We start from the raw sequence: 19,720 nt of genomic DNA on the forward strand, positions 1-19,720 counted from the left end.
GCGCAGACAGGCCAACTCCCTGAGTGGATGCGATTATTCCGCTTCGATCCGACATCCGCAGGTGAACGATCGGTGCCGAGCACGCCGGTCGTCGGCGCAGCTCCCACGCACGTCCGTTCAGTGCAGGATCGCGAACCCGTCGGCGTCGCCGTGCGGCACCACCGACCGCAGGCTGACGTCGGTCACGGTCGCCGACGGTGGCCCGGTGCGCAGGCACTCGACCAACGAGTCCACGGCGACCGAGGGTCCCTCTGCCTCGACCTCCACCGTGCCGTCCCAGAGGTTCCTCGCGTAGCCGACGAGGTCGAGCCCGTCCGCCTTCCGAGCGGTCCAGTACCGGAAGCCGACCCCCTGGACCGTCCCCGACACCACGGCATGCACCCTCGTCACCGTCGTCATGTCGTCCACGCTAACCGCGGCGGCCCCTCGGGAGTTTTCGGCCCCGTGACGATCTGTTTCCGGCTCGTGACGAGCGCGCCGCGTCGGCAGTGATAGTGTCATCTCAACCCGAACACTTCGAGTCAGATTGACACTATCTCCACCATGGACGAAGCAGGCATCCGCGTCGCGGTCTCCACCGTGATCGTCGCACTGCGCCCGCACCCCGACACCGGGGCCCCGGCGCTGTGGATGCCGCTCGTCCGTCGCGTCGCCGAACCGTTCGAGGGTTCCTGGGCGCTCCCCGGCGGCTGGGTCGGCGACGACGAGGGCCTCGAGGACTCCGCGGCCGCCCGACTGCGTGAGACGACGAACGTCCAGCCGCGGTACCTCGAGCAGCTCTACGCGTTCGGTGACGTCGGACGCTCCCCGAGCCGCGTGGTGTCGATCGTGTACTGGGCACTCGTGCACCCGGACGAGGCGAACGTCGTGCCCGACGACTGGAACGTCCGGTGGTTCCTGGCCGACGAGCACCCACCGCTCGCCTTCGACCACGACCGCATCGTCGAGTACGCCCTGTGGCGGCTGCGCAACAAGATGTCGTACTCGCGGATCGCGCAGGCGTTCCTCGGTGACCGCTTCACCCTCGCCGAACTCCGCGGCGTGTACGAGGCGGTGCTCGGCCGAGCACTCGACCCCGCGAACTTCCGTCGGCAGGTCGAGAAGACCGACGCGGTCCTGCCGACCGACGAGACCACGAGCGGGGGTCGGCACCGTCCGGCCCGGCTGTACCGCTCGAACCCCGACCTGGCCTACGCGGACAACGGCCCGCTGCAGACCGGGGCCGATCAGCACCAGCAGCGGAACCGATAGGAAGCCCCGTGTCCATCGCCACGACGATCGAACTCATCTCCAACGGCAAGGCCGGCGGCAGCACCTGCACGCCCGATCTCGCCATGCCGACGTGGGACTTCGACTCCCGCCCCGGGTACGGCCCGGGGTCGTCGATGTCCGACGTCATCCCGACGAGCGCCCCGCGCCAGGGCGTCCTGCCCGACGAGTACAAGACGACCCCGACCGACGAGCTCCACGAGCGCATCGAGCGGGCGAAGGCCACCCTCGGCGACCGGGTCGTCGTCCTCGGGCACTTCTACCAGCGCGACGAGGTCGTCCGGCACGCGGACTTCCTCGGCGACTCGTTCCAGCTCGCGAACGCCGCCCTGACGAAACCCGACGCCGAGGCGATCGTGTTCTGCGGCGTGCACTTCATGGCCGAGACGGCCGACATCCTGGCGCGCGACGACCAGCGCGTGATCCTGCCGAACCTGGCCGCCGGCTGCTCGATGGCCGACATGGCCGACATCGACAGCGTCGAGGCCGCGTGGGCGGAGCTGACCGCGGTGTACGGCACCGAGCCCGACGCCGACGGCCGCGTCCCCGTGATCCCGGTCACCTACATGAACTCCGCCGCCGACCTCAAGGCCTTCTGCGGTCGCAACGGCGGCATCGTGTGCACCTCGTCGAACGCCGCGACCGTGCTCGAGTGGGCCTTCGAGCGTGGGCAGCGCGTCCTGTTCTTCCCCGACCAGCACCTCGGCCGCAACACCGCGAAGGCGATGGGCATCAGCACGGACCTGATGCCGATGTGGAACCCGCGCCTGCCGGGTGGGGGCAACACGGCCGCGGACCTGCTCGAGGCGAAGGTCATCCTCTGGCACGGCTTCTGCTCGGTGCACCGCCGCTTCACCGTCGACCAGATCGACCAGGCCCGCCGCGAGCACCCGGGCGTGCAGGTCATCGTGCACCCGGAGTGCCCGATGGCCGTCGTCGACGCCGCTGACCACGCCGGCAGCACCGACCTGATCCGGAAGACCGTCGCCGCGGCCACCGAGCCGACGACGTTCGCGATCGGCACCGAGATCAACATGGTGAACCGGCTCGCCGCCGAGTACCCGCAGCACACGATCTTCTGCCTCGACCCGGTCGTCTGCCCCTGCTCGACGATGTACCGGATCCACCCGGGCTACCTCGCCTGGGTGCTCGAGGCACTCGTCCGCGGCGAGGTCCTCAACGAGATCGTCGTCCCCGCCGACGTGCAGGCCGACGCCAAGGTCGCGCTCGAGCGCATGCTCGCCGCCAAGCCGCGCGGCTGAGACGCGGACCCGACCGAACGAGGGAGACCACCGTGCACGTCGTCATCGTCGGCTCCGGCATCGCCGGCCTGACCGCAGCGATCCGCGCCAGTGCCCTGCACGACGTCACCCTGGTGACGAAGGGGGCGCTCGCCGACAGCGCCACCGCGTACGCCCAGGGCGGGATCGCGGTGGCGCTCGGTGCCGACGACTCCGCGGCGCTGCACCAGGCCGACACCCACGTCGCCGCGGCGGGCAGCGCCGACGCCCGGGCCGTCGAGGTCCTGTGCACCGACGGGCCGGCCCGCGTCCGCGACCTGCTCGCCCTCGGGGTGCCCTTCGACCGGTCGTCGGACCCGGCGACCCTCGACCGGTACGGCGACGACCTCGCCCGCGGCCGTGAAGCCGCGCACGGCCGGTGGCGCGTCGTGCACGCCGACGGTGACGCGACCGGAGCCGCCATCGAACGCACCCTCATCGCGGCACTGCACCGACGGCACGTCACGATCCTCGAGCGCACGAGCCTGACCGACCTCGTCGTCCGCGGCGGCGTGGTCGTCGGCGTCGACGTCCTCGACCTGCTCGGGGAACCCCGCCGGCTCGACGCGGACGCCGTCGTCATCGCGTCCGGGGGAGCCGGACACCTGTACCGCGAGACGACGAACCCCCTGGTCGCGACCGGTGACGGGGTCGCCGCCGCCTGGCGCGCCGGCGCCGTCCTCGCCGACCTGGAGTTCGTCCAGTTCCACCCGACACGGCTGGCCGTCCCCGGTGGCGGCCTGGTGTCCGAAGCCGTCCGCGGTGAGGGCGCCGTCCTCCGCGACGCCGCCGGGCACCGCTTCATGACCGACGTGCACCCGGACGCCGAGCTCGCCCCGCGTGACGTCGTCGCCCGGGGGATCGCCGCCGCGGTGCGCGACCAGGGCGGCGCACCCGTGTTCCTCGACGCCACCGGCCTCGACGCCGGGTTCCTGGTCACGCGGTTCCCCGGACTCACCCGGGCCACCCGCGCCGCCGGCTTCGACTGGACCCGCGAGGGCGTCCCGGTCGCACCGGCCGCGCACTACTCGATGGGCGGCATCGCCACCGACGCTGAGGGCCGCACCAGCCTGCCCGGACTCCTCGCCGTCGGTGAAGCCGCCTGCACCGGCGTCCACGGCGCCAACCGGCTCGCCTCGAACTCCCTGCTCGAGGGACTCGTCTTCGCGGTCCGCGCAGCGGACGCGGTCGGCGCACCGCGACCCGGCCTGCTCCGCCTGCGCGGGGACGCGGGTCTCCACGTCACCAGCGTGCCCCGAGCGGCCGACGCGATCCGTTCCTCCCGTCCGACCCTGCCTGGAGGCGCGACCCACCTCGACGACGTCGGTGCCGTCCGGCAGGCGGTCCAGTCCGTCATGACGGACCGCGTCGGGCTGCTCCGTGACGCCGTCGGGCTGGCCAGCGCACGCCGCGAGCTCGACGCGCTGACCGCGCCGACCGGCGGGGGCGTGCGCGAGCACGAGGACCGAGCGCTCCTCGACCTGGCGCGACTCGTCGCGCTCGCCGCCGAGGCCCGCACCGAGTCCCGCGGGGCGCACGCCCGCACCGACCACCCCGACACCGACCCCACCGCCCCGGCCTCGTACGCCTGGGTCGCCGACCACACCGACGCACACCCCGACGAGCACACGGACGAACGCGCCAACGGCTCCGCAGTCGTCCCGCAGGAGGTACCCGCATGACCACCGACCCCGGCACCATCCCGCCGCACGCGCTCCGTCGCGTGATCGAGACCGCGCTCGAGGAGGACGCGCCCTGGGGCGACGTCACCAGCGAGACCCTGATCCCCGCGGAGGCGACCGCGACCGCGACCCTCGGCGCGCGCGAGCCCGGCGTGCTGAGCGGCGGGGCGGTGTTCGTCGCCGTGATGCACGCCGTCGACCCGGCGATCCACGCCGTCGTGCACGTCGCCGACGGCACGCGCTTCGTCGCGGGCGACGTCCTCGCGACCGTGACCGGGTCGGCGCGGGCCGTGCTCCGGGCCGAGCGGGTCGCCCTCAACCTGGTGCAGCGGATGTCGGGCATCGCGACGACCACCGCGGCGCACGTCGCGGCCGCCGCTGGCACCTCGGCGCGGATCGTCGACACCCGGAAGACGACGCCCGGCCTCCGTGCACTCGAGCGGTACGCCGTCCGGTGCGGTGGCGGACACAACCACCGCACCTCGCTCTCCGACGCCGTGCTCGCCAAGGACAACCACCTGGCGGTGCTCCTGGCCGGCGGGATCGGCATCGGCGACGCGATCGCCCAGGCCCGCCAGCGGCTCGGGCACACCGTGCACGTGGAGGTCGAGGTGGACCGCATCGACCAGATCGAACCCGTCGTTGCAGCCGGGGTCGACACGATCATGCTCGACAACTTCACCCCGGACGAACTCGTGACCGGGGTCGGCATCGTCGCCGGCCGCGCGCTCGTCGAGGCCTCGGGAGGCGTGTCGCTCGACACCGTCGCGGCGATCGCGGCGACCGGCGTCGACGTCATCTCGGTCGGGGCGCTGACCCACTCGGCGCGGGCGCTCGACCTCGGACTCGACATCGACGTCGCGGTGCCCGAGCACGTCGCGGTGCCGACGGAGCACGTCGCGGTGCCGGTGCGGGACTAGCCGTGTTCTACCTGGACCGCGCCGCCACCACCCCGGTCCGCCGCGAGGTGCTCGAGGCGATGTGGCCCTACCTGACGGGGGTGTTCGGCAACCCCTCGTCGACGCACGGGGTCGGGGACGAGGCCGCGCGGGGACTCACCGCCGCACGGGCCGCCGTCGCCGGGGTGCTCGGGTGCCGGCCCGCCGAGGTCGTCTTCACCACCGGCGGCACCGAGGGGGCGAACACCGCGATCAAGGGGATCGCCCTCGCCGCACCCCGCGGTCGGCACGTCGTCACGAGCGCCATCGAGCACGAGGCCGTCCTGGAGAGCTGCGCGTACCTCGCCCGCTTCCACGACTTCGACGTCACCGTGCTGCCCGTCGGGCCGGACGGCCGCGTCGACCCCGCGGTGCTGCGCGCGGCCCTCCGCCCGGACACCACGCTCGTCTCGATCGCGCACGCCGACAACGAGATCGGCACCGTGCTGGACGTCCCCGCGCTCGCGGCGGTGGCGCACGAGGTCGGGGCCCGGTTCCACACCGATGCCGTGCAGTCCGCGCCCTGGCTGCCGATCGGTCTCGGGGCCCTGGGCGTCGACGCGCTGTCGTTGTCCGGGCACAAGCTCGGCGCCCCGAAGGGGACCGGGGTGCTCGCCGTGCGTGCTGGCGTCCCGCTCGAGCCGCTGCTGCACGGCGGGGGACAGGAACGGGGACGGCGGTCCGGCACCGAGGACGTTGCCGGCGCCGTGGCGGTGGCGACCGCCCTCGGGCTGGCGGCGGAGACGGTGCGGTCGGGGGAGGGCACGGCGACCACCGTGCGCGACGCGGTGCTCGACGGCGTGCTCGCCGCGGTCCCCGGCGCGTTCGTCACCGGGTCGCGGGAGCACCGGCTGCCCGGGCACGCGTCGTTCTGCTTCCCCGGCGTCAACGGCGAGACCGTCCTGCTCGAGCTCGAGCAGCGCGACGTGGTGTCGTCGTCGGGCAGCGCCTGCGCTGCGGGCAGCACCGAGGCCTCGCACGTGCTCACGGCGCTCGGGATCCCCGAGGACGTGGCGCGCACCGCGCTGCGCCTGACTTTCGACGCGGCCCTGACGGCCGACGACGTCCCGGTCGTCGTCGGGGCCGTGGCCGACGCCGTGGCGACCGTCCGCGCCCTCGCCTGAGGTGTACTAGACGTTCTACTCCATCTCTGGGTACGTGTCCCCCCTTCTGCGGACAACCGATCTGCGTCAGAGTGTCGTCATGGCAAACGCGATGATGACCCGGACACGACGGGACGACCGCTTCCGAGCGGTGCAGCTCCTGCCGGCGCCGGCCACCCTCGTCGCGCTCGCCCTGGCAGCGCAGCACGACCTCGGCACGGCCCCGCTCGGGATCATCGCCGTGGTCGGAGCGCTCGCGACCGCCGGGAGTGCCCTGCTCCCGATGGTCCGGCCAGCCGCCGCCCACCGGTCGATGCCCGCACCGACCGAGACGGACCGGTACCGAGAGGACACCGAACACCCTTGAGGTCCACCACCGTGCGGTTCCCCTGAACCGAGCCGCGCGGTGGACCCAGACCGGATGTCGACCCCCTGATCGACGTCCGGCGCGGGGCGCGACGTTCCCCCTGTCGTCGTGTCCCGCCGTACACCGCGATCCCGCCGTGGGTCGACGTCCGCACCCCTGAGCGGCGTCGGTTCCCCTGCAGCCCACGGCGGGATCCGGTTCCCCGGTAGCGTCGTCGCATGCCCTCGTACCGCGCGACCCTGGCGATCGGTGCCCTCGCACCCGGCACCGCCCCGGACGCCGTCCTGCCCGCCGCTGCCGCCCTGGTGCGCGAACACGCCGTGGTCGAGGCCGAGGACGTCCGGCTGCTCCGTGGTGTCCCCTGTGCCGTCGTGCGCTTCGAGGCCGAGGACGACCGTGCCGCCGCGGCCGTCCGCGACGCCGCAGTCGACGGGTTGCGGGACGTGGTCGAGATCCGCTCCGACGTCGTCACGCGGCGCGAGGGCGGTCGCTGGATCCCGGTCGCCTGACAGCCGGGCGGTCGCCTGACGGTCAGGCGCTGTGCGTCGCCGGTTCGGGGGTCCCCGGCCAGACGTAGTCCAGGTCGTCCGGCACGTCCGGGAACAGCTCCCGGTAGTGCTCCGGCGCCTTCTGCACGAGCTTCGACCGGTGCGAGACGTGCAGGGCCTCGTCGTCGTTCCACGGCGGGACCGGCACGTCGCCGCGCTCGTACGCCGCCAGGTCCTCCGGCACGCGGCCCAGGTCGAGCAGGGTCTTCTCGAGACACGTGTCCGCGTACCCGCGCTCGGCCCAGACGCGGCACGTGGCCTCCTGGTACGCCATCAGCGCCGGACGGTAGCCACGCCACATCGCCGTCACCGGGTGGTGCTGCCAGCCGTAGTCGGGGAGCGTCAGTGCGCGCATCACCTGCAGGGTCTCGACCCGCTGCTTGCCGAGCCGCCGGTCGTCGAGGACCTCGGCGGATGCCCGGAAGTCGGCGTACGGCAGGAAGGTCTGCATGGCGCGGACGCTACCCCGACCGACTGGCACCCGACACATGTCGTCACGAACGTGCCGCCCGCCCCGGCAGCGTGTGAGCATCGACCGCATGAGCGGAGAACTGGTCGTCGGCGTCAGTGGCAGCCCATCGGACCCCTCGCGGACCTCGACCCTGGTCGCGGCGACGGTGGCCCGGTTGGCCGAGGAGATCGACGGTGCCCGGACCGAGACGATCGAGATCGGTCCGCTGCTCGCCGACCTCGGAGCGGCGTCGGGTCGCGAGACCATGTCCGACCGCACCCGCCGGGCACTCGAGACGGTGGAGGCCGCGGACGTTCTCGTCGTGGGCAGCCCGGCCTTCCGGGCGGCCTACTCCGGCGCCTTCAAGCTCTTCTTCGACTGGGTCGGCCAGTACGACCTCGTCGACACCCCGGTGCTCCTGACCGCCACCGGCGGCAGCGACCGGCACGCCCTGCTCGTCGAGCACCAGATGCGCCCGCTGTTCGGGTTCTTCCAGTCCACGACCCTGCCGCTCGGGGTGTTCGGCAACGAGCGCGACTTCACCAAGCGCGAGGGTGGCTACGACATCGCGAGCGTCGACCTGGAGCTCCGCATCGACCAGGCCGTGCGCCGGGCCGTGCCGCTCATCCGCGGCGGCTTCGCCACCGCCGGCCTGAACGACGTGCGGCGCCCCGCCGAGTTCTGATCAGCGTGCGCGCGCCCGGCTCTTCCGGGCTTACCTGGTGGTTCCGGGCGTCCCTGGTCGAAAGTTCTCACCAGGTATGCCCGGAACCACCAGGCATCGCGCGTGCCATGGGAAGGAACGGGCGCGACCCAGCGTGACCAGATGGCAGACGGGAGGCCCGTGGCGACGCCGCCACGGGCCTCTCCCCACCGGCACGGCCGGTCGGCCGCTGGCGCGTCCGCCCGGTACCGGCGGCGTGGGCCCAGTCCGTCGTTGGGTCAGCCGAGCAGGGACGCGACGTGCGCGACCGCCAGGCGGTAGCCGTCGGCGCCCGCGCCGGCGATGACCGCCGTCGCGGCGGTGGCGACGTGGTCGACGTGGCGGAACGGCTCGCGCTTCCACGTGTTCGACAGGTGCACCTCGACGACGGGGACCCACAGGGCCTCCACCGCGTCGTGCAGCGCGACCGAGGTGTGCGCGTAGGCGGCGGGGTTGATGACGACCGCGGCGAAGTCGTCGAGGGCCTCGTGCAGCCACTCGACCAGCTCGCCCTCGCGGTTCGTCTGGCGGAAGTCGGCCTCGAGCCCGTGCACGGCCGCCTCGGTGTGCACGATCGCCTCGATCTCGGCGAGCGTCACGGCGCCGTACTGCTCCGGGTCGCGGCGCCCGAGGATGTCGAGGTTCGGGCCGTTGAGGACGAGGATGCGCGACGCGTCGGTCATGGGCCGAGCGTAGCGAACCGGGGGAGCGCTGCGCGGCTCGGACGATGCATGCGCTGGCTATGTGAACGGTCACAAATCCGTGTAACGTCTCCGTCCGGGTCGGCAGAGTTGTCGACTGCAACACACTGACGTGGAGATGTGAATGGTTCTCGCTGCAGCGAACGAAGGGATCCGGCTCGACTTGGGCTGGGTCGACTACCTGATGATCATCGTGTACTTCGCGGTCGTCATCGGGATCGGGTTCACCGCCCGCAAGCAGGTCCGGACGAGCATGGACTTCTTCCTGTCCGGCCGCTCGATGCCGGCGTGGATCACGGGCCTGGCGTTCGTGTCCGCGAACCTCGGTGCCACCGAGATCCTCGGCATGGCGGCCAACGGTGCCCAGATCGGCATGGCCACCCTGCACTACTACCTCGTCGGCGCCGTGCCCGCGATGGTGTTCCTCGGCCTCGTGATGATGCCGTTCTACTACGGCTCGAAGGTCCGCTCCGTGCCGGAGTTCATGCTGCGCCGCTTCGGCAAGGCGCCGCACCTGGTGAACGCGATCGCGTTCGCGGTGTCGAACGTGCTCATCGCGGGCATCAACCTGTACGCGATGGCCATCGTCATCGAGGCCATGCTCGGCTGGCCGGAGTGGCTGGCGATCATCGTCTCCGCAGGCTTCGTGCTCGTCTACATCACCCTCGGCGGGCTCTCGAGCGCGATCTACAACGAGGTCATGCAGTTCTTCGTGATCATCGCCGGGCTCATCCCGCTGACGATCGTCGGTCTGCACCGCGTCGGCGGCTGGGACGGCCTGTCGAAGGCCATCACCGAGACCCAGGGCGTGCAGCACCTGCAGGCCTGGGCCGGCACCGGCTTCGGTGACGTCACCAACCCGATCGGCGCCAACTGGCTCGCCATCGTGCTCGGCCTGGGCTTCGTGCTCGGCTTCGGCTACTGGACCACGAACTTCACCGAGGTGCAGCGTGCGTTCTCGGCGAAGAACATGTCCGCGGCCCGCCGCACCCCGCTCATCGCCGCGATCCCGAAGCTCTTCATCCCCGCCATCGTCGTGATCCCGGGCCTCATCGCCGCGGCCGTCGTGGGCAACCAGTTCGCCGACGGCACGCTGACCTACAACGACGCGATCCCGAAGCTCATCCAGATGTACCTGCCGACCGGTGTGCTCGGCATCGCGGTGACCGGTCTGCTGGCGTCCTTCATGGCCGGCATGGCGGCGAACGTCTCGTCGTTCAACACCGTCTTCACCTACGACATCTGGCAGCGCTACATCCGCCCGAACATGCCCGACCTGCACTACCTGAAGACCGGCCGCTGGGTCACCGTCGTCGGCGTCGTGGTCGGCATCGCGACCGCGTTCATCGCGGCCCAGGCGTCGAACATCATGACGTACATGCAGACGCTGTTCTCGTTCTTCAACGCACCGCTGTTCGCCGTGTTCATCCTCGGCCTGCTGTGGAAGCGCATGACGACGCAGGGTGCGCTCTGGGGGTACGTCCTCGGCATCGTGACCCCGACGATCACCTGGATCGCCTACCTGGTCAACCCGGACCTGTTCGCCACCGCCACCGCGGAGACCCTGTACGGCGCGATCATCTCGTTCGTCACCGTACTGGTCGTCGGCTTCGTCGTCTCGATGCTCACCAAGCCGAAGGACGAGAAGGAGCTCGGTGGACTCGTCTACGGCGTGGGCAAGATCGACCTGCACGGCGACTCGGTCGCGACGGACACCGCCTGGTACCGCTCGCCCGCACTGCTCGGCACCGTCGCGCTCGTCCTGTGCGTCGTCCTGTACCTCCCGTTCCTCTGATCCGCGAAGGAGACCACTTCTCATGAGTGACACCACCACCCCCGGCGCGATGACCGAGGAGCAGAAGGCAGCCCTCGTCCGCTCCACCCGCCGACTCGACCTGCGCCGCATCCTCGGCGGCCTGTTCGTCCTGTACGGCGTGATCACGACCATCGTCGGGATCGTGCACTGGAACACCGACCCCGAGAAGACCGGCGGGATCCACATCAACCTGTGGGTCGGGATCTCGCTGCTCGTCGGCGGCGGCCTGTTCTTCCTCTGGGACCGCCTGAACCCGGTGCCCGCCGAGGACATCATCGGCCAGGCCGAGGCCGAGTCGCACCAGCGTGCCGCGGGCGAGGGGCGCGAGCTGGCCTGAGGTCGCTCGGGTCGGGCGTCCCCGGCCTGACGCGGAACGACGAAGTCGCTGTCGGACGACAGCGACTTCGTCGTTTCCGGCCGCGGCGGCCGGCGCCTTGACCGGGGCCGAGCGTTGCGGGTAGCATTGATATGTCGATCGGGTGCTGCTCGGTCGAAAGTGAGCCCCGGAGCATCCTGCAGCCAGCGCGGGACCGGGGTTTTGCGCTTTCGGGGGCGTGCGTCAGGAAACCAGGATCGGGCTCGTCGGCTCGTCCCGTCCACCACCGGGTTCTGACTCGTCCACGTACGCCCGCATCCGACCAGCATGTTGTGTACCGGTTGGTTCCCCCACGAAACGGTTGCGCGCTGGACCGGGTGGGGCCAGGTTGAGCGTGACGAAAGGAACCGCCATGGACACGATGGTCTTCATCAACCTGCCCGTCACGGACCTCGAGCGCTCGAAGGCGTTCTACGAGGCACTCGGGTACTCGATCAACCCGGCGTTCAGCGACGACACCGCGGCGTGCGTGGTGGTGTCCGACACAATCTACGTCATGATCCTGACGACGGCGAAGTTCGCCGAGTTCACGGACAAGACGATCGCCGACACCGACACGATCGAGGTCATCAACTCGCTCAGCGCCCCGTCGAAGGAGGACGTCCACCGCATCGTTGACGCCGCGGTGGCTGCCGGCGGTACCGAAGACCGCCCGGAGATGGACCTCGGCTTCATGTACCAGCGGAGCTTCACCGACCCGGACGGACACCGCTGGGAGTACGTGTGGATGGACGAGCAGGCGACGCAGGACGGCCCGCCCGCCGAGTGAGTCAGGCGCTGTCGGCGGCGCCCGCCAGGATGGTCGCATGAGCACCGAGCCCGTCGACGCCCCGCCCGTGCCCGACCTCGTCACCGGTGACGACGGCCTGGCCCGGCCGGTCTGGGCGTCGTCGGACGAGCTCCTGCGCGAGTACTACGACACCGAGTGGGGCATGCCCGTCCATGACGAACGCGGGGTGTTCGAGCGGCTCTCGCTCGAGGCGTTCCAGTCCGGCCTGTCGTGGCGCACGATCCTCGCCAAACGACCGGCGTTCCGGGCCGCCTTCGCCGACTTTGACGCCGACACCGTCGCGGCCTTCGGCGAGGACGACGTCGCACGGCTCATGGCCGACGCCGGGATCGTCCGGAACCGCGCGAAGATCCTGGCGACGATCACCAACGCGAACGCCACCATCGCCCTGCGGCAGGACGGCGGCATCGCCGACTTCGTGTGGTCGTTCCGGCCGGCGACCACGCCCGAGCCGCGGTCGTCCGCCGAGGTCCCGACGAAGTCGGACGAGTCCCTCGCCCTGTCGAAGGCGCTGCGGAAGCGCGGCTTCGCCTTCGTCGGACCGACCACGATGTACGCCCTGATGGAAGCGCTCGGCATCGTCGACACCCACCTGATGGGCAGCCACCGGCGCGGGACCTCCGGCGTCTGGAGCTGACGGGCAAGCCAGCGAGAACGGGAACGGGAACGCCGGGACTATGGTCGCGACATGGCCGACGACATCCGGATCGCGTTCCTGCTGTTCCCGCACCTGACCCAGCTCGACCTGACCGGTCCGGCGCAGGTCCTCAGCCGCGTGCCCGGCGCACGCGTCGAGTACGTCGCGGCGACACTCGACCCGGTGCCGAGCGACTGCGGCCTCGCGCTCGTCCCCACCGTGAAGATCAGGGATGCAGGCCCCGCGGACGTGCTCGTGGTGCCCGGTGGTGACGGTGCCTTCGACGCGATGCTCGACCCGGATGTGGTGGCCTTCGTGCGGCGCCAGGCCGAGCACGCGACGTGGATCACCTCGGTGTGCACCGGCGCCTTCGTGCTCGGCGCCGCCGGGCTGCTCGCCGGCAGACGCTCGACCACCCACTGGGCCTCGAAGCCGATGCTCGAGGCCTTCGGCGCGCAGCCGGTGGACGCCCGGATCGCAAGGGACGGTGCCGTCGTCACCGCCGCCGGGGTGAGCGCGGGCATCGACATGGCGCTGTGGCTCGCCGCCGAGCTCGCCGGACAGCCCGCGGCCGAGGCGATCCAGTTGCAGATCGAGTACGACCCGCAACCGCCGTTCGACCACGGATCGGCCGAGCGCGCCGACGCCGTCGTCGTCACCCGGGCCCGCGCAGCAGCCGAGGAGTCGCGCGGCGCGAGGGTGACCCGCGCCGCCGCAGCCGTCCTGCGCTGACGCGGACCTTCAGCCGGTCACGAATCCCCGCTGGTGCCCGCTGAGTGGTCACGACACGTCGTTCCGCGCGCGGCCAGTCGACACTTCGTGACCGCTCGGGGCCATGCACGCGGGGTGTTGTGACCCGAGCAGCCGCAGCAGCAGTCGCAGCCGCGGCCGCCGCAGCAGCCGCGGAGCCGCAGCACGCACCCGCGCCGCCGCAGCCGTCCTGCGCTAGACCAGCGGCTTCCGCATCTGCGCCGACGTCACCTGGTACCCGAGCGCCGCGTAGAGCTCCTGCGCCCCGGTGTTGTAGCCGAACACGTTCAGCCCGATGCTCGTCGCACCGTGCTCCGCAGCGGCGCGGTGCCCGAGCTCGAGCGCCCGCCGTGCGTGCCCGCGGCGCCGGTGTGCCTCGTCGATCTCGACGTTGAACACCCACCAGTCGGTGCTGCCCGGCGTGAGCGGTCCGATCCACAGGTACCCGATGACGGTGTCGTGCTGGTCGGTGACGTCCCACACGAGGTGCCCGTCGGCGGGGGAGCCGCCCGGGAACCAGCGGTCCCGTGACTGCTGCTCGTTCGCCTCGGCCTGCTCGCGGGTCTCGCCCGCCTGCATCCGGGACTCGACGTACTCGGCCATCGTGCGCTGGAGCCAGGCCGGGAGGCGCGTGGCCGGCATCAGTGCCAGCCGCGTGTCCGTCATCGGTTGCCCTTGGAACCCCGGCTCGGCTTGCCGCGCATCTTGCCGCGTCCGGGTGTCGGGCCCTTGCCGGTGTTCGACTTCTTGCCGGCGCCGGACTTGCCGCTGCCGGGCGACTTGGCCTTGGCCTTGCCGCCGGCGCCGCCGGCGCCCTTGGGCCCCGACGCACCCGACCCGCCGGACCCACCCGACCCGCTGGACGCACCCTTGGCACCTGACCCGGCCTTGGTGCCGGCACGAGCCGGACGCGAGTCGTCGTCGGCGTCGCGATCCGGGCCTCCTGGCTGGCGCGAACTGTTGGCGGTCCGCCCGCGCACCACGCCGATGAACTCCTCGGTGGTCTCGGTGGCGTCCTCGTCCCGCCAGACCAGCGCGATGCGCGTGCCCTCGGCGTTCATGAGCGGACGACCCACCAGGTCCTTGCGGCTGGCGGCGCGGAACAGCGACTGGGGGAGCACGACGACGCCGACGTTCGCCTCGACCAGGTCGAGCGATCCGTCGATGTCGGCCGGCACCGGGCCGGCGTCGATCACGTGGACCTCGGCGTCGGCGAGGTCGACCTCGGCGAGTTCGGCGAGGGGGGAGTCCTTGGGCATCGCGACGACGGCCGTCTCGGTCCAGAGCGGGATGGCGTTGTGCTGCTCGGACACGGGCATGCGTGCGAAGACCATGTCGGCCTCGCCGGCCAGCGTGTCGTCGACGTCGTCGGCGCCGATCGGCCGCAGCCGGAGCTCGATGGAGGGGAAGCGTTCCCGCCAGACACGGGCCCACTTTGCGGGGGAGACCCCCGGCACGAAGGCGATGGTGAGAGCCGCGGTCATGCAGACGAGCATAGGGGCCGTACCCTTGTCCTCATGGCGCAGGAACAGACCATGAAGCCCGAGACGGCTGCGAAGAAGCTCGGCATCTTGCTGACGGCGGCTCCGGAGTCCTTCCAGAGCGCTCCCCTCACGCGGACCGCCTTCGACGAGCTCCGCACCGAACCCCCGACCTGGCTCGAGGACCTCCGACGCGACGGCCCGCACCCGCGACCCGTCGTGGCGCAGAAGCTCGGCATCTCCATCTCCGGCCTGAGCCGTGCGGGGATCGACGACACACTGACGACGGCGGACATCAAGACGCTGCTCGAGCAGAAGCCCGAGTGGCTCGTCCGCGAGCGTGCGACGCAGGCCGCCGTGCACGCCGAGAACGCCCGCGTGAAGCAGGAGCGCGCCGCCAAGGCCGCTGCCCGCGCCGAGGACTGACCCCACCCCGCACCACTCCGCCGCACCGAGGACGCCCCACGTGCACGAGACCGTCGCCGACGCCATGCTCGTCGTGCCGCAGTTCGCGTCGGTGTGCTGCATCGTCGGTGACCGCTACCGACCGCGCCCGGGCGTGATCGTGCCCGCGGGCGTGATGCTCGTCGCGATGCTGATGCCCGTCGTCGACGCCGGTGCGGTGTGGACCCTGTTCGCCGCGACCCTCCTGCTCCTGCTCGCGCCGTTGCCCGTGATGCGTCGCCGCCGCGCCGACGGTCGCCGCGCGGAGCCGATGGACGTCCACCGCGCGCTCTCCGCCGTCGTGATGGCGGGGATGCTGCTGATGGGCCACGCCTCGGGTGTCGCCGGCGACCACGCGGGGCACGGCATCGCCCTGTCCGCGGTGCTCGGCGCCGGCGTGATCGGCTACTGCGCGTTCAGCGGCTGGCTGCTCCGGTACGAGTGGGGCCGCGAGGACCGGCGGGCCGTCCGCAGCGGCGAGGTCTTCGCGATGACCGTCGCCGTGGTCGGCATGACCCTGGCGATGTAGCCCAGACCGTGCCGGCGGCGGCGGCGGCGGCGGCAGCGACGGCGAGAGCGGTTGCGTCAGTCGCGCGCGGCACCGTCCGTCGGGGCGTCCGCCGCGTGCGTCACCCGCTGCTTCGCCGCCTGGATCGTGTCCTTCGGCACCGGCGGCACACCCCGCCGGATCCCGCGCAGGCCGACGACGAACAGGATCGCGGTCACGATCGCGAACACGACGAAGGTGATCCCGGTCGCCGCCCACAGCGGCAGCGCCAGGGTGAGCAGCGCCACCGCGAAGCCGGCCAGCGCGACCAGGGTCGTCAGGGCGAACCCGACGGCCACCCCGGTGAGCACCAGCCCGGTCTTCGCACCGCTCGCACGCTCGCCGATCTCGCGCCGCGCCGAGGCGACCTCCTCGCGCACGGCGCGCAGCACCGGCTCGAGGGCCTTCTGCACGAGTCCGGCGGTCACGGTGTCGCGGAACGACGGCCGTCCGGGAGCGGTGGTGTCGTCGTGGTCGGTGCTGCTCATGGGGTCTCCTGTCCGGGCGCGGCGGTCCGCGTCCCCTGACGGGACGCGACCGGTCCGATGATCGTCACGCTGACTCGCGTGTGCCCGGTGCGTTCCCAGGTTGTGCAACGGACGGGAGGCCCGCCCCGCGTCGACGACGCTGGGCGGGCCTCCCGGGCGGTCGGGCCTGATGCCCTACTCGGCGACCTCCTCGAGGTCGTCGATCCCACGGGCGGCGGCCGCTGCGCGGCGGGCGCGCATCGACGGCGCGGCGAGCGCGGCGAGCACGGCCACGACCGCCACACCGGTGCACGCCCAGAAGCCGATGGTGAAGGCGTCGTCGGTCGGCAGCCCCTGCGGCGTGCTGTGCGAGGTGATCAGCGCTGCGATGACGGCGGTGCCGACGCTCGAGCCGATGGTGCGGACGACCGTGTTGGCGCTGATCGCCTCACCGGTCTGGTTCGCGGGGACGCTCTCGATGATCGCGTTCGAGCAGGCGGCGAGGGCCATGCCGATGCCGATGCCGGTCAGGACGCCGGAGGCCACCACCTGCCACAGCTCGGCGTGTGCGATCGCCGGCAGCACGAACGCGGCGACGATGGCGAACCCGCCGATGAGCATCGGCGGCTTCGGGCCGACCTTGCGTACCAGGATGCCCGCGATCGGCCCGGCGACGACCATCATCACGACGGTCGGCAGCAGGAAGAGACCGGCCTGGGTGACGTCCTTGCCGAAGCCGTAGCCGAGCGCCGTCGGGAGCTGCAGCAGCGTCGGCACGAGGACGAAGGTGCCGAACATCGCGAACCCGAAGACGAGTGCGACGACGTGGGCGGTCCAGACCCCGCGGACCGCGAAGAGCCGGACGTCGATGAGCGGCTCGGCGACCCGGAGCTCGACCAGGACGAACACGACCAGTGCGACGGCGCCGAGGACCAGCAGGCCGATGGTCTTGCCGTCGCCCCAGCCCCAGGTCTCGCCCTCGCTGACGGCGAGCAGGATGGCGACGAGTGACACCGCGAGGACGAACGTGCCGGCCATGTCCAGGCGGCCGGGCTTCCGGACCGGGGACTCCGGCATGCCGAAGACCGCGCCGAGCAGTGCGATGACGACGAGCACGGCGGGGAGCCAGAACAGCCAGTGCCACGACAGGTGCTCGACGATGGGCCCGGCCGCGACGATGCCGACACCGGCACCGATGCCGAAGATCGCCGACAGCAGACCGATCGTGACGCTGACCTTCTCCTTCGGCAGCTCGTCACGCACGATGCCGATCGACAGCGGCATCACGGCTCCGGCGGCGCCCTGCAGTGCCCGCCCGACGATCAGCACGCCGAGGTTCGGTGCGAGGGCGGCGAGCACGGCGCCGACGAGCAGGATCGACAGCACGACGATCAGGACCTTGCGCTTGCCGATCATGTCGCCGAGGCGACCGAGGATCGGCGTGAGCACCGAGGCGGAGAGCAGGTAGGCGGTGAGCACCCAGCTCGTCGCGCTGGTGGAGGCGCCGAGGTCCTGCCCGATGGTCGAGAGCGCCGGGGCGACCAGCGACTGCAGGACCGCGAAGGACAGGCCGCCGAGGGACAGGTAGACGATGATCGCCGTGCTGTTCGGACGGCGTCCGTCGGTGGTGGGGTGCGAGCCGGTCCGTGGGCTCTGCATGGTGTCGGTCATCGTGCTCCGTGTCGTCGTGGTCGTCGATGTAAACAATTGCTGACATGACGAGCGTACGCGTTCGAGAGGGCATGTCAACGCTTGCTTACATCCCTGTGAGGACCGCTAGGCTGCGCTCCATGAGCAAGGACGCCGCGGCCACCCGACTCCTGCTCGTGCAGGCCGCCCGGCGTCGGTTCGCCTTCGACGGGTACCGCGCGACGACGGTGCGCGACATCGCCGGGGACGCCGGGGTGAACGTCGCCCTGATCAACCGGTACTTCGGTTCGAAGGAGGGGCTCTTCCGCGCCTGCCTCGACCGTGTCGTCCGCGACCTCGGAGCCGAGGAGACGAGCCAGCAGGGCCTCGAACGGGCGCTGACGGGCATCATCACGCACATCGTGCGCGCCCCGACCGACGACGACTCCCTGCAGCTGATGCTCCTGCTCCGGTCCTCCGGCGACGACGGCGCCGATGCCATCCGCCGTGAGACGCTGCGACGGTACGCCGAACGGCTCGCGGGCACGGTCGGCGGCGCGGGGTCCGAGGAACTGCTCGTCCGTGCCGAGATCGCGCTGGCGGTGGTGCTCGGGATGTCGATGCTCCGGCAGTCCACCGCGGTGGAACCGCTGGCATCCGCCGACGACGCCGTCGTGTCGGCCGCGCTCGAGGACGCCCTCCGCGCCCTGCTCGCGCCGTCGCGGTAGCGTCGAGGCGTGTCCGACCGTCCCGCACGTCGCCCCGACCCCGCTCCGCGCCTCGACGAGGTCGACGAGCGCATCCTCTGGACCCTGTCGGCCGACGCTCGGATCCCGAACAACCGGCTCGCGGCCGCCGTCGGCATCGCGCCGTCGACCTGCCTGGCACGGGTCCGTGCGCTCGAGGACGCCGGGGTGATCCGCGGCTACCGAGCCGAGGTGGACGTCGCCCGGCTCGGGTTCTCGATCGAGGCGATGGTGTCCGTCCGGGTGCACGCCGCAGCCCGCCACGAACTGCGGGACTTCGCCAAGCGCCTGCTGCGGGTGCCCGTCGTGCAGGACGTGTCGTTCCTGGCGGGGGACAAGGACTTCCTCGTGCACATCGCGTGCGAGTCGACCGAGCAGCTCCGGGACTTCGTCGCCGACGAGCTCAGCGGTGACCCCTCGGTGGCGACGACGCAGACGAACATCGTGTTCGAACGCCTCGTCGCCGACCGGGCCACCCAGGGCCGCTCCTTCGACGAACTCCGGCGCTGGCGGGCCTGACGCGCGGAACCCCTGATCAGCGCTTCCGGGTCATCGGGATGTGCGGGATGCGGTCCTCGAGGTACTCGTCGCCCGAGCGCACGAAGCCGAAGCGGCCGTACCACTGCTCCAGGTGCGACTGGGCACCGAGGGCGATGCTCGGCGAGCGCGACTCGGCGATCGCAGCCTCCATGAGCTGCGCGCCGAGGCCCTGGCCGCGGGCGTGCTTCGCGGTGGCGACCCGGCCGATGCGCTCGGTGCCGTCGGGCTCGCGGAGCAGGCGGAGCGTCGCGTCCACCGAACCGTTGCCGGCCCAGAACTGCACCGTGCCCGGCTCGAGGTCACGGCCGTCGATGTCGCCGTACGCGGCTTCCTGCTCGACGACGAAGACGTCCTGGCGGAGCCGCAGGATCTCGTGCAGCGTGACGATGTCCAGGTTGCGGGTCGGAGCGTTGAAGATCGAGACCACGGACGGCCCTTCCTGAGAATTTCTTCCG

25 protein-coding genes are annotated in these 19,720 nt (G+C 71.7%); 17 read left to right on the forward strand and 8 right to left on the reverse strand.

The window, feature by feature from the left end:
* Positions 1 to 117 precede the first annotated feature (117 nt).
* Positions 118 to 399 (reverse strand): acylphosphatase, encoded by a 282-nt coding sequence (locus tag DEJ01_RS08185; RefSeq protein ID WP_071247546.1) that lies wholly within the window; start codon positions 397 to 399, stop codon positions 118 to 120.
* Positions 400 to 543: 144 nt separating this feature from the next.
* Here DEJ01_RS08185 and DEJ01_RS08190 point away from each other — a divergent pair, with 144 nt between their 5' ends.
* The 7 genes from DEJ01_RS08190 (at position 544) to DEJ01_RS08220 (ending at position 7,148) form a co-directional block, all read left to right on the forward strand.
* Positions 544 to 1,251: an NUDIX domain-containing protein gene (locus DEJ01_RS08190; RefSeq protein WP_035808830.1), complete on the forward strand. Its 708-nt coding sequence runs from the start codon at positions 544 to 546 to the stop codon at positions 1,249 to 1,251.
* An 8-nt stretch (positions 1,252 to 1,259) separates the two neighbouring features.
* Positions 1,260 to 2,531, forward strand: a complete 1,272-nt coding sequence (gene nadA, locus DEJ01_RS08195; RefSeq protein WP_111092699.1) for a quinolinate synthase NadA — start codon at positions 1,260 to 1,262, stop codon at positions 2,529 to 2,531.
* Between the two features lie 32 nt (positions 2,532 to 2,563).
* Entirely contained in the window at positions 2,564 to 4,231 is a 1,668-nt protein-coding gene (gene nadB / locus DEJ01_RS08200; protein ID WP_111092700.1) for an L-aspartate oxidase, read from the forward strand.
* The gene (gene nadC / locus DEJ01_RS08205; protein WP_111092701.1) at positions 4,228 to 5,151 is read left to right on the forward strand and encodes a carboxylating nicotinate-nucleotide diphosphorylase; all 924 of its coding nucleotides are present in this window, start codon (positions 4,228 to 4,230) and stop codon (positions 5,149 to 5,151) included. The genes nadB and nadC overlap by 4 nt, the downstream gene beginning before the upstream one ends.
* Positions 5,152 to 5,153: 2 nt before the next feature.
* A complete protein-coding gene (locus DEJ01_RS08210) occupies positions 5,154 to 6,293 on the forward strand; it encodes a cysteine desulfurase family protein (protein ID WP_111092702.1) in 1,140 nt (379 codons plus the stop codon).
* Positions 6,294 to 6,372: 79 nt separating this feature from the next.
* Entirely contained in the window at positions 6,373 to 6,639 is a 267-nt protein-coding gene (locus tag DEJ01_RS08215) for a hypothetical protein (protein ID WP_111233264.1), read from the forward strand.
* A 218-nt stretch (positions 6,640 to 6,857) separates the two neighbouring features.
* Positions 6,858 to 7,148 carry a hypothetical protein gene (locus DEJ01_RS08220; RefSeq protein ID WP_110863438.1) on the forward strand — a complete coding sequence of 97 codons (291 nt, stop codon included), beginning with the start codon at positions 6,858 to 6,860 and terminating at the stop codon, positions 7,146 to 7,148.
* A gap of 22 nt (positions 7,149 to 7,170) precedes the next feature.
* On the opposite strand, the gene DEJ01_RS08225 is transcribed toward DEJ01_RS08220, so the two are convergent.
* Positions 7,171 to 7,638 carry an MSMEG_6728 family protein gene (locus DEJ01_RS08225; protein WP_111092703.1) on the reverse strand — a complete coding sequence of 156 codons (468 nt, stop codon included), beginning with the start codon at positions 7,636 to 7,638 and terminating at the stop codon, positions 7,171 to 7,173.
* 88 nt (positions 7,639 to 7,726) lie between these two features.
* Between DEJ01_RS08225 and DEJ01_RS08230 the strand changes: the two genes are divergently transcribed.
* Complete coding sequence (locus DEJ01_RS08230; RefSeq protein ID WP_042538253.1) at positions 7,727 to 8,323, forward strand: NAD(P)H-dependent oxidoreductase; 597 nt, start codon at positions 7,727 to 7,729, stop codon at positions 8,321 to 8,323.
* 257 nt (positions 8,324 to 8,580) lie between these two features.
* On the opposite strand, the gene aroQ is transcribed toward DEJ01_RS08230, so the two are convergent.
* Complete coding sequence (gene aroQ, locus DEJ01_RS08235) at positions 8,581 to 9,024, reverse strand: type II 3-dehydroquinate dehydratase (protein WP_111092704.1); 444 nt, start codon at positions 9,022 to 9,024, stop codon at positions 8,581 to 8,583.
* A 142-nt stretch (positions 9,025 to 9,166) separates the two neighbouring features.
* Between aroQ and DEJ01_RS08240 the strand changes: the two genes are divergently transcribed.
* From DEJ01_RS08240 to DEJ01_RS08260, 5 genes are all read left to right on the forward strand, one after another.
* On the forward strand, positions 9,167 to 10,837 hold the full coding sequence (locus tag DEJ01_RS08240; protein ID WP_071405106.1) for a sodium:solute symporter family protein: 1,671 nt from the start codon (positions 9,167 to 9,169) through the stop codon (positions 10,835 to 10,837).
* A gap of 22 nt (positions 10,838 to 10,859) precedes the next feature.
* Positions 10,860 to 11,195 (forward strand): hypothetical protein, encoded by a 336-nt coding sequence (locus tag DEJ01_RS08245; protein WP_027466303.1) that lies wholly within the window; start codon positions 10,860 to 10,862, stop codon positions 11,193 to 11,195.
* 391 nt (positions 11,196 to 11,586) lie between these two features.
* The gene (locus DEJ01_RS08250; protein WP_111092705.1) at positions 11,587 to 12,003 is read left to right on the forward strand and encodes a VOC family protein; all 417 of its coding nucleotides are present in this window, start codon (positions 11,587 to 11,589) and stop codon (positions 12,001 to 12,003) included.
* Between the two features lie 37 nt (positions 12,004 to 12,040).
* Positions 12,041 to 12,661 (forward strand): DNA-3-methyladenine glycosylase I, encoded by a 621-nt coding sequence (locus tag DEJ01_RS08255; protein WP_111092706.1) that lies wholly within the window; start codon positions 12,041 to 12,043, stop codon positions 12,659 to 12,661.
* 51 nt (positions 12,662 to 12,712) lie between these two features.
* A complete protein-coding gene (locus DEJ01_RS08260; RefSeq protein WP_111092707.1) occupies positions 12,713 to 13,393 on the forward strand; it encodes a DJ-1/PfpI family protein in 681 nt (226 codons plus the stop codon).
* Positions 13,394 to 13,606: 213 nt separating this feature from the next.
* On the opposite strand, the gene DEJ01_RS08265 is transcribed toward DEJ01_RS08260, so the two are convergent.
* Complete coding sequence (locus DEJ01_RS08265) at positions 13,607 to 14,077, reverse strand: GNAT family N-acetyltransferase (protein ID WP_111092708.1); 471 nt, start codon at positions 14,075 to 14,077, stop codon at positions 13,607 to 13,609.
* On the reverse strand, positions 14,074 to 14,895 hold the full coding sequence (locus tag DEJ01_RS08270) for a LysR family transcriptional regulator substrate-binding protein (RefSeq protein WP_220038672.1): 822 nt from the start codon (positions 14,893 to 14,895) through the stop codon (positions 14,074 to 14,076). The genes DEJ01_RS08265 and DEJ01_RS08270 overlap by 4 nt, the downstream gene beginning before the upstream one ends.
* 33 nt (positions 14,896 to 14,928) lie before the next feature.
* Between DEJ01_RS08270 and DEJ01_RS08275 the strand changes: the two genes are divergently transcribed.
* Entirely contained in the window at positions 14,929 to 15,318 is a 390-nt protein-coding gene (locus tag DEJ01_RS08275) for a DUF5997 family protein (RefSeq protein ID WP_111092710.1), read from the forward strand.
* A gap of 40 nt (positions 15,319 to 15,358) precedes the next feature.
* Complete coding sequence (locus DEJ01_RS08280; RefSeq protein ID WP_017888550.1) at positions 15,359 to 15,865, forward strand: hypothetical protein; 507 nt, start codon at positions 15,359 to 15,361, stop codon at positions 15,863 to 15,865.
* Positions 15,866 to 15,921: 56 nt separating this feature from the next.
* On the opposite strand, the gene DEJ01_RS08285 is transcribed toward DEJ01_RS08280, so the two are convergent.
* Together DEJ01_RS08285 and DEJ01_RS08290 are read right to left on the reverse strand one after the other, a co-directional pair.
* On the reverse strand, positions 15,922 to 16,371 hold the full coding sequence (locus DEJ01_RS08285) for a phage holin family protein (RefSeq protein ID WP_111092711.1): 450 nt from the start codon (positions 16,369 to 16,371) through the stop codon (positions 15,922 to 15,924).
* A gap of 174 nt (positions 16,372 to 16,545) precedes the next feature.
* Positions 16,546 to 18,021, reverse strand: a complete 1,476-nt coding sequence (locus tag DEJ01_RS08290) for an MFS transporter (protein WP_111092712.1) — start codon at positions 18,019 to 18,021, stop codon at positions 16,546 to 16,548.
* Positions 18,022 to 18,140: 119 nt separating this feature from the next.
* Here DEJ01_RS08290 and DEJ01_RS08295 point away from each other — a divergent pair, with 119 nt between their 5' ends.
* Positions 18,141 to 18,707, forward strand: a complete 567-nt coding sequence (locus DEJ01_RS08295) for a TetR/AcrR family transcriptional regulator (protein WP_071405114.1) — start codon at positions 18,141 to 18,143, stop codon at positions 18,705 to 18,707.
* Between the two features lie 9 nt (positions 18,708 to 18,716).
* On the forward strand, positions 18,717 to 19,244 hold the full coding sequence (locus DEJ01_RS08300; RefSeq protein ID WP_027466312.1) for an Lrp/AsnC family transcriptional regulator: 528 nt from the start codon (positions 18,717 to 18,719) through the stop codon (positions 19,242 to 19,244).
* Between the two features lie 16 nt (positions 19,245 to 19,260).
* Here the strand turns inward: DEJ01_RS08300 and DEJ01_RS08305 are convergent, their stop codons facing one another.
* Positions 19,261 to 19,692: a GNAT family N-acetyltransferase gene (locus DEJ01_RS08305; RefSeq protein WP_027466313.1), complete on the reverse strand. Its 432-nt coding sequence runs from the start codon at positions 19,690 to 19,692 to the stop codon at positions 19,261 to 19,263.
* Positions 19,693 to 19,720: the final 28 nt, after the last annotated feature.

It is taken from the genome of Curtobacterium sp. MCLR17_040 (genome assembly GCF_003234735.1).
GTDB lineage: Bacteria > Actinomycetota > Actinomycetes > Actinomycetales > Microbacteriaceae > Curtobacterium > Curtobacterium flaccumfaciens.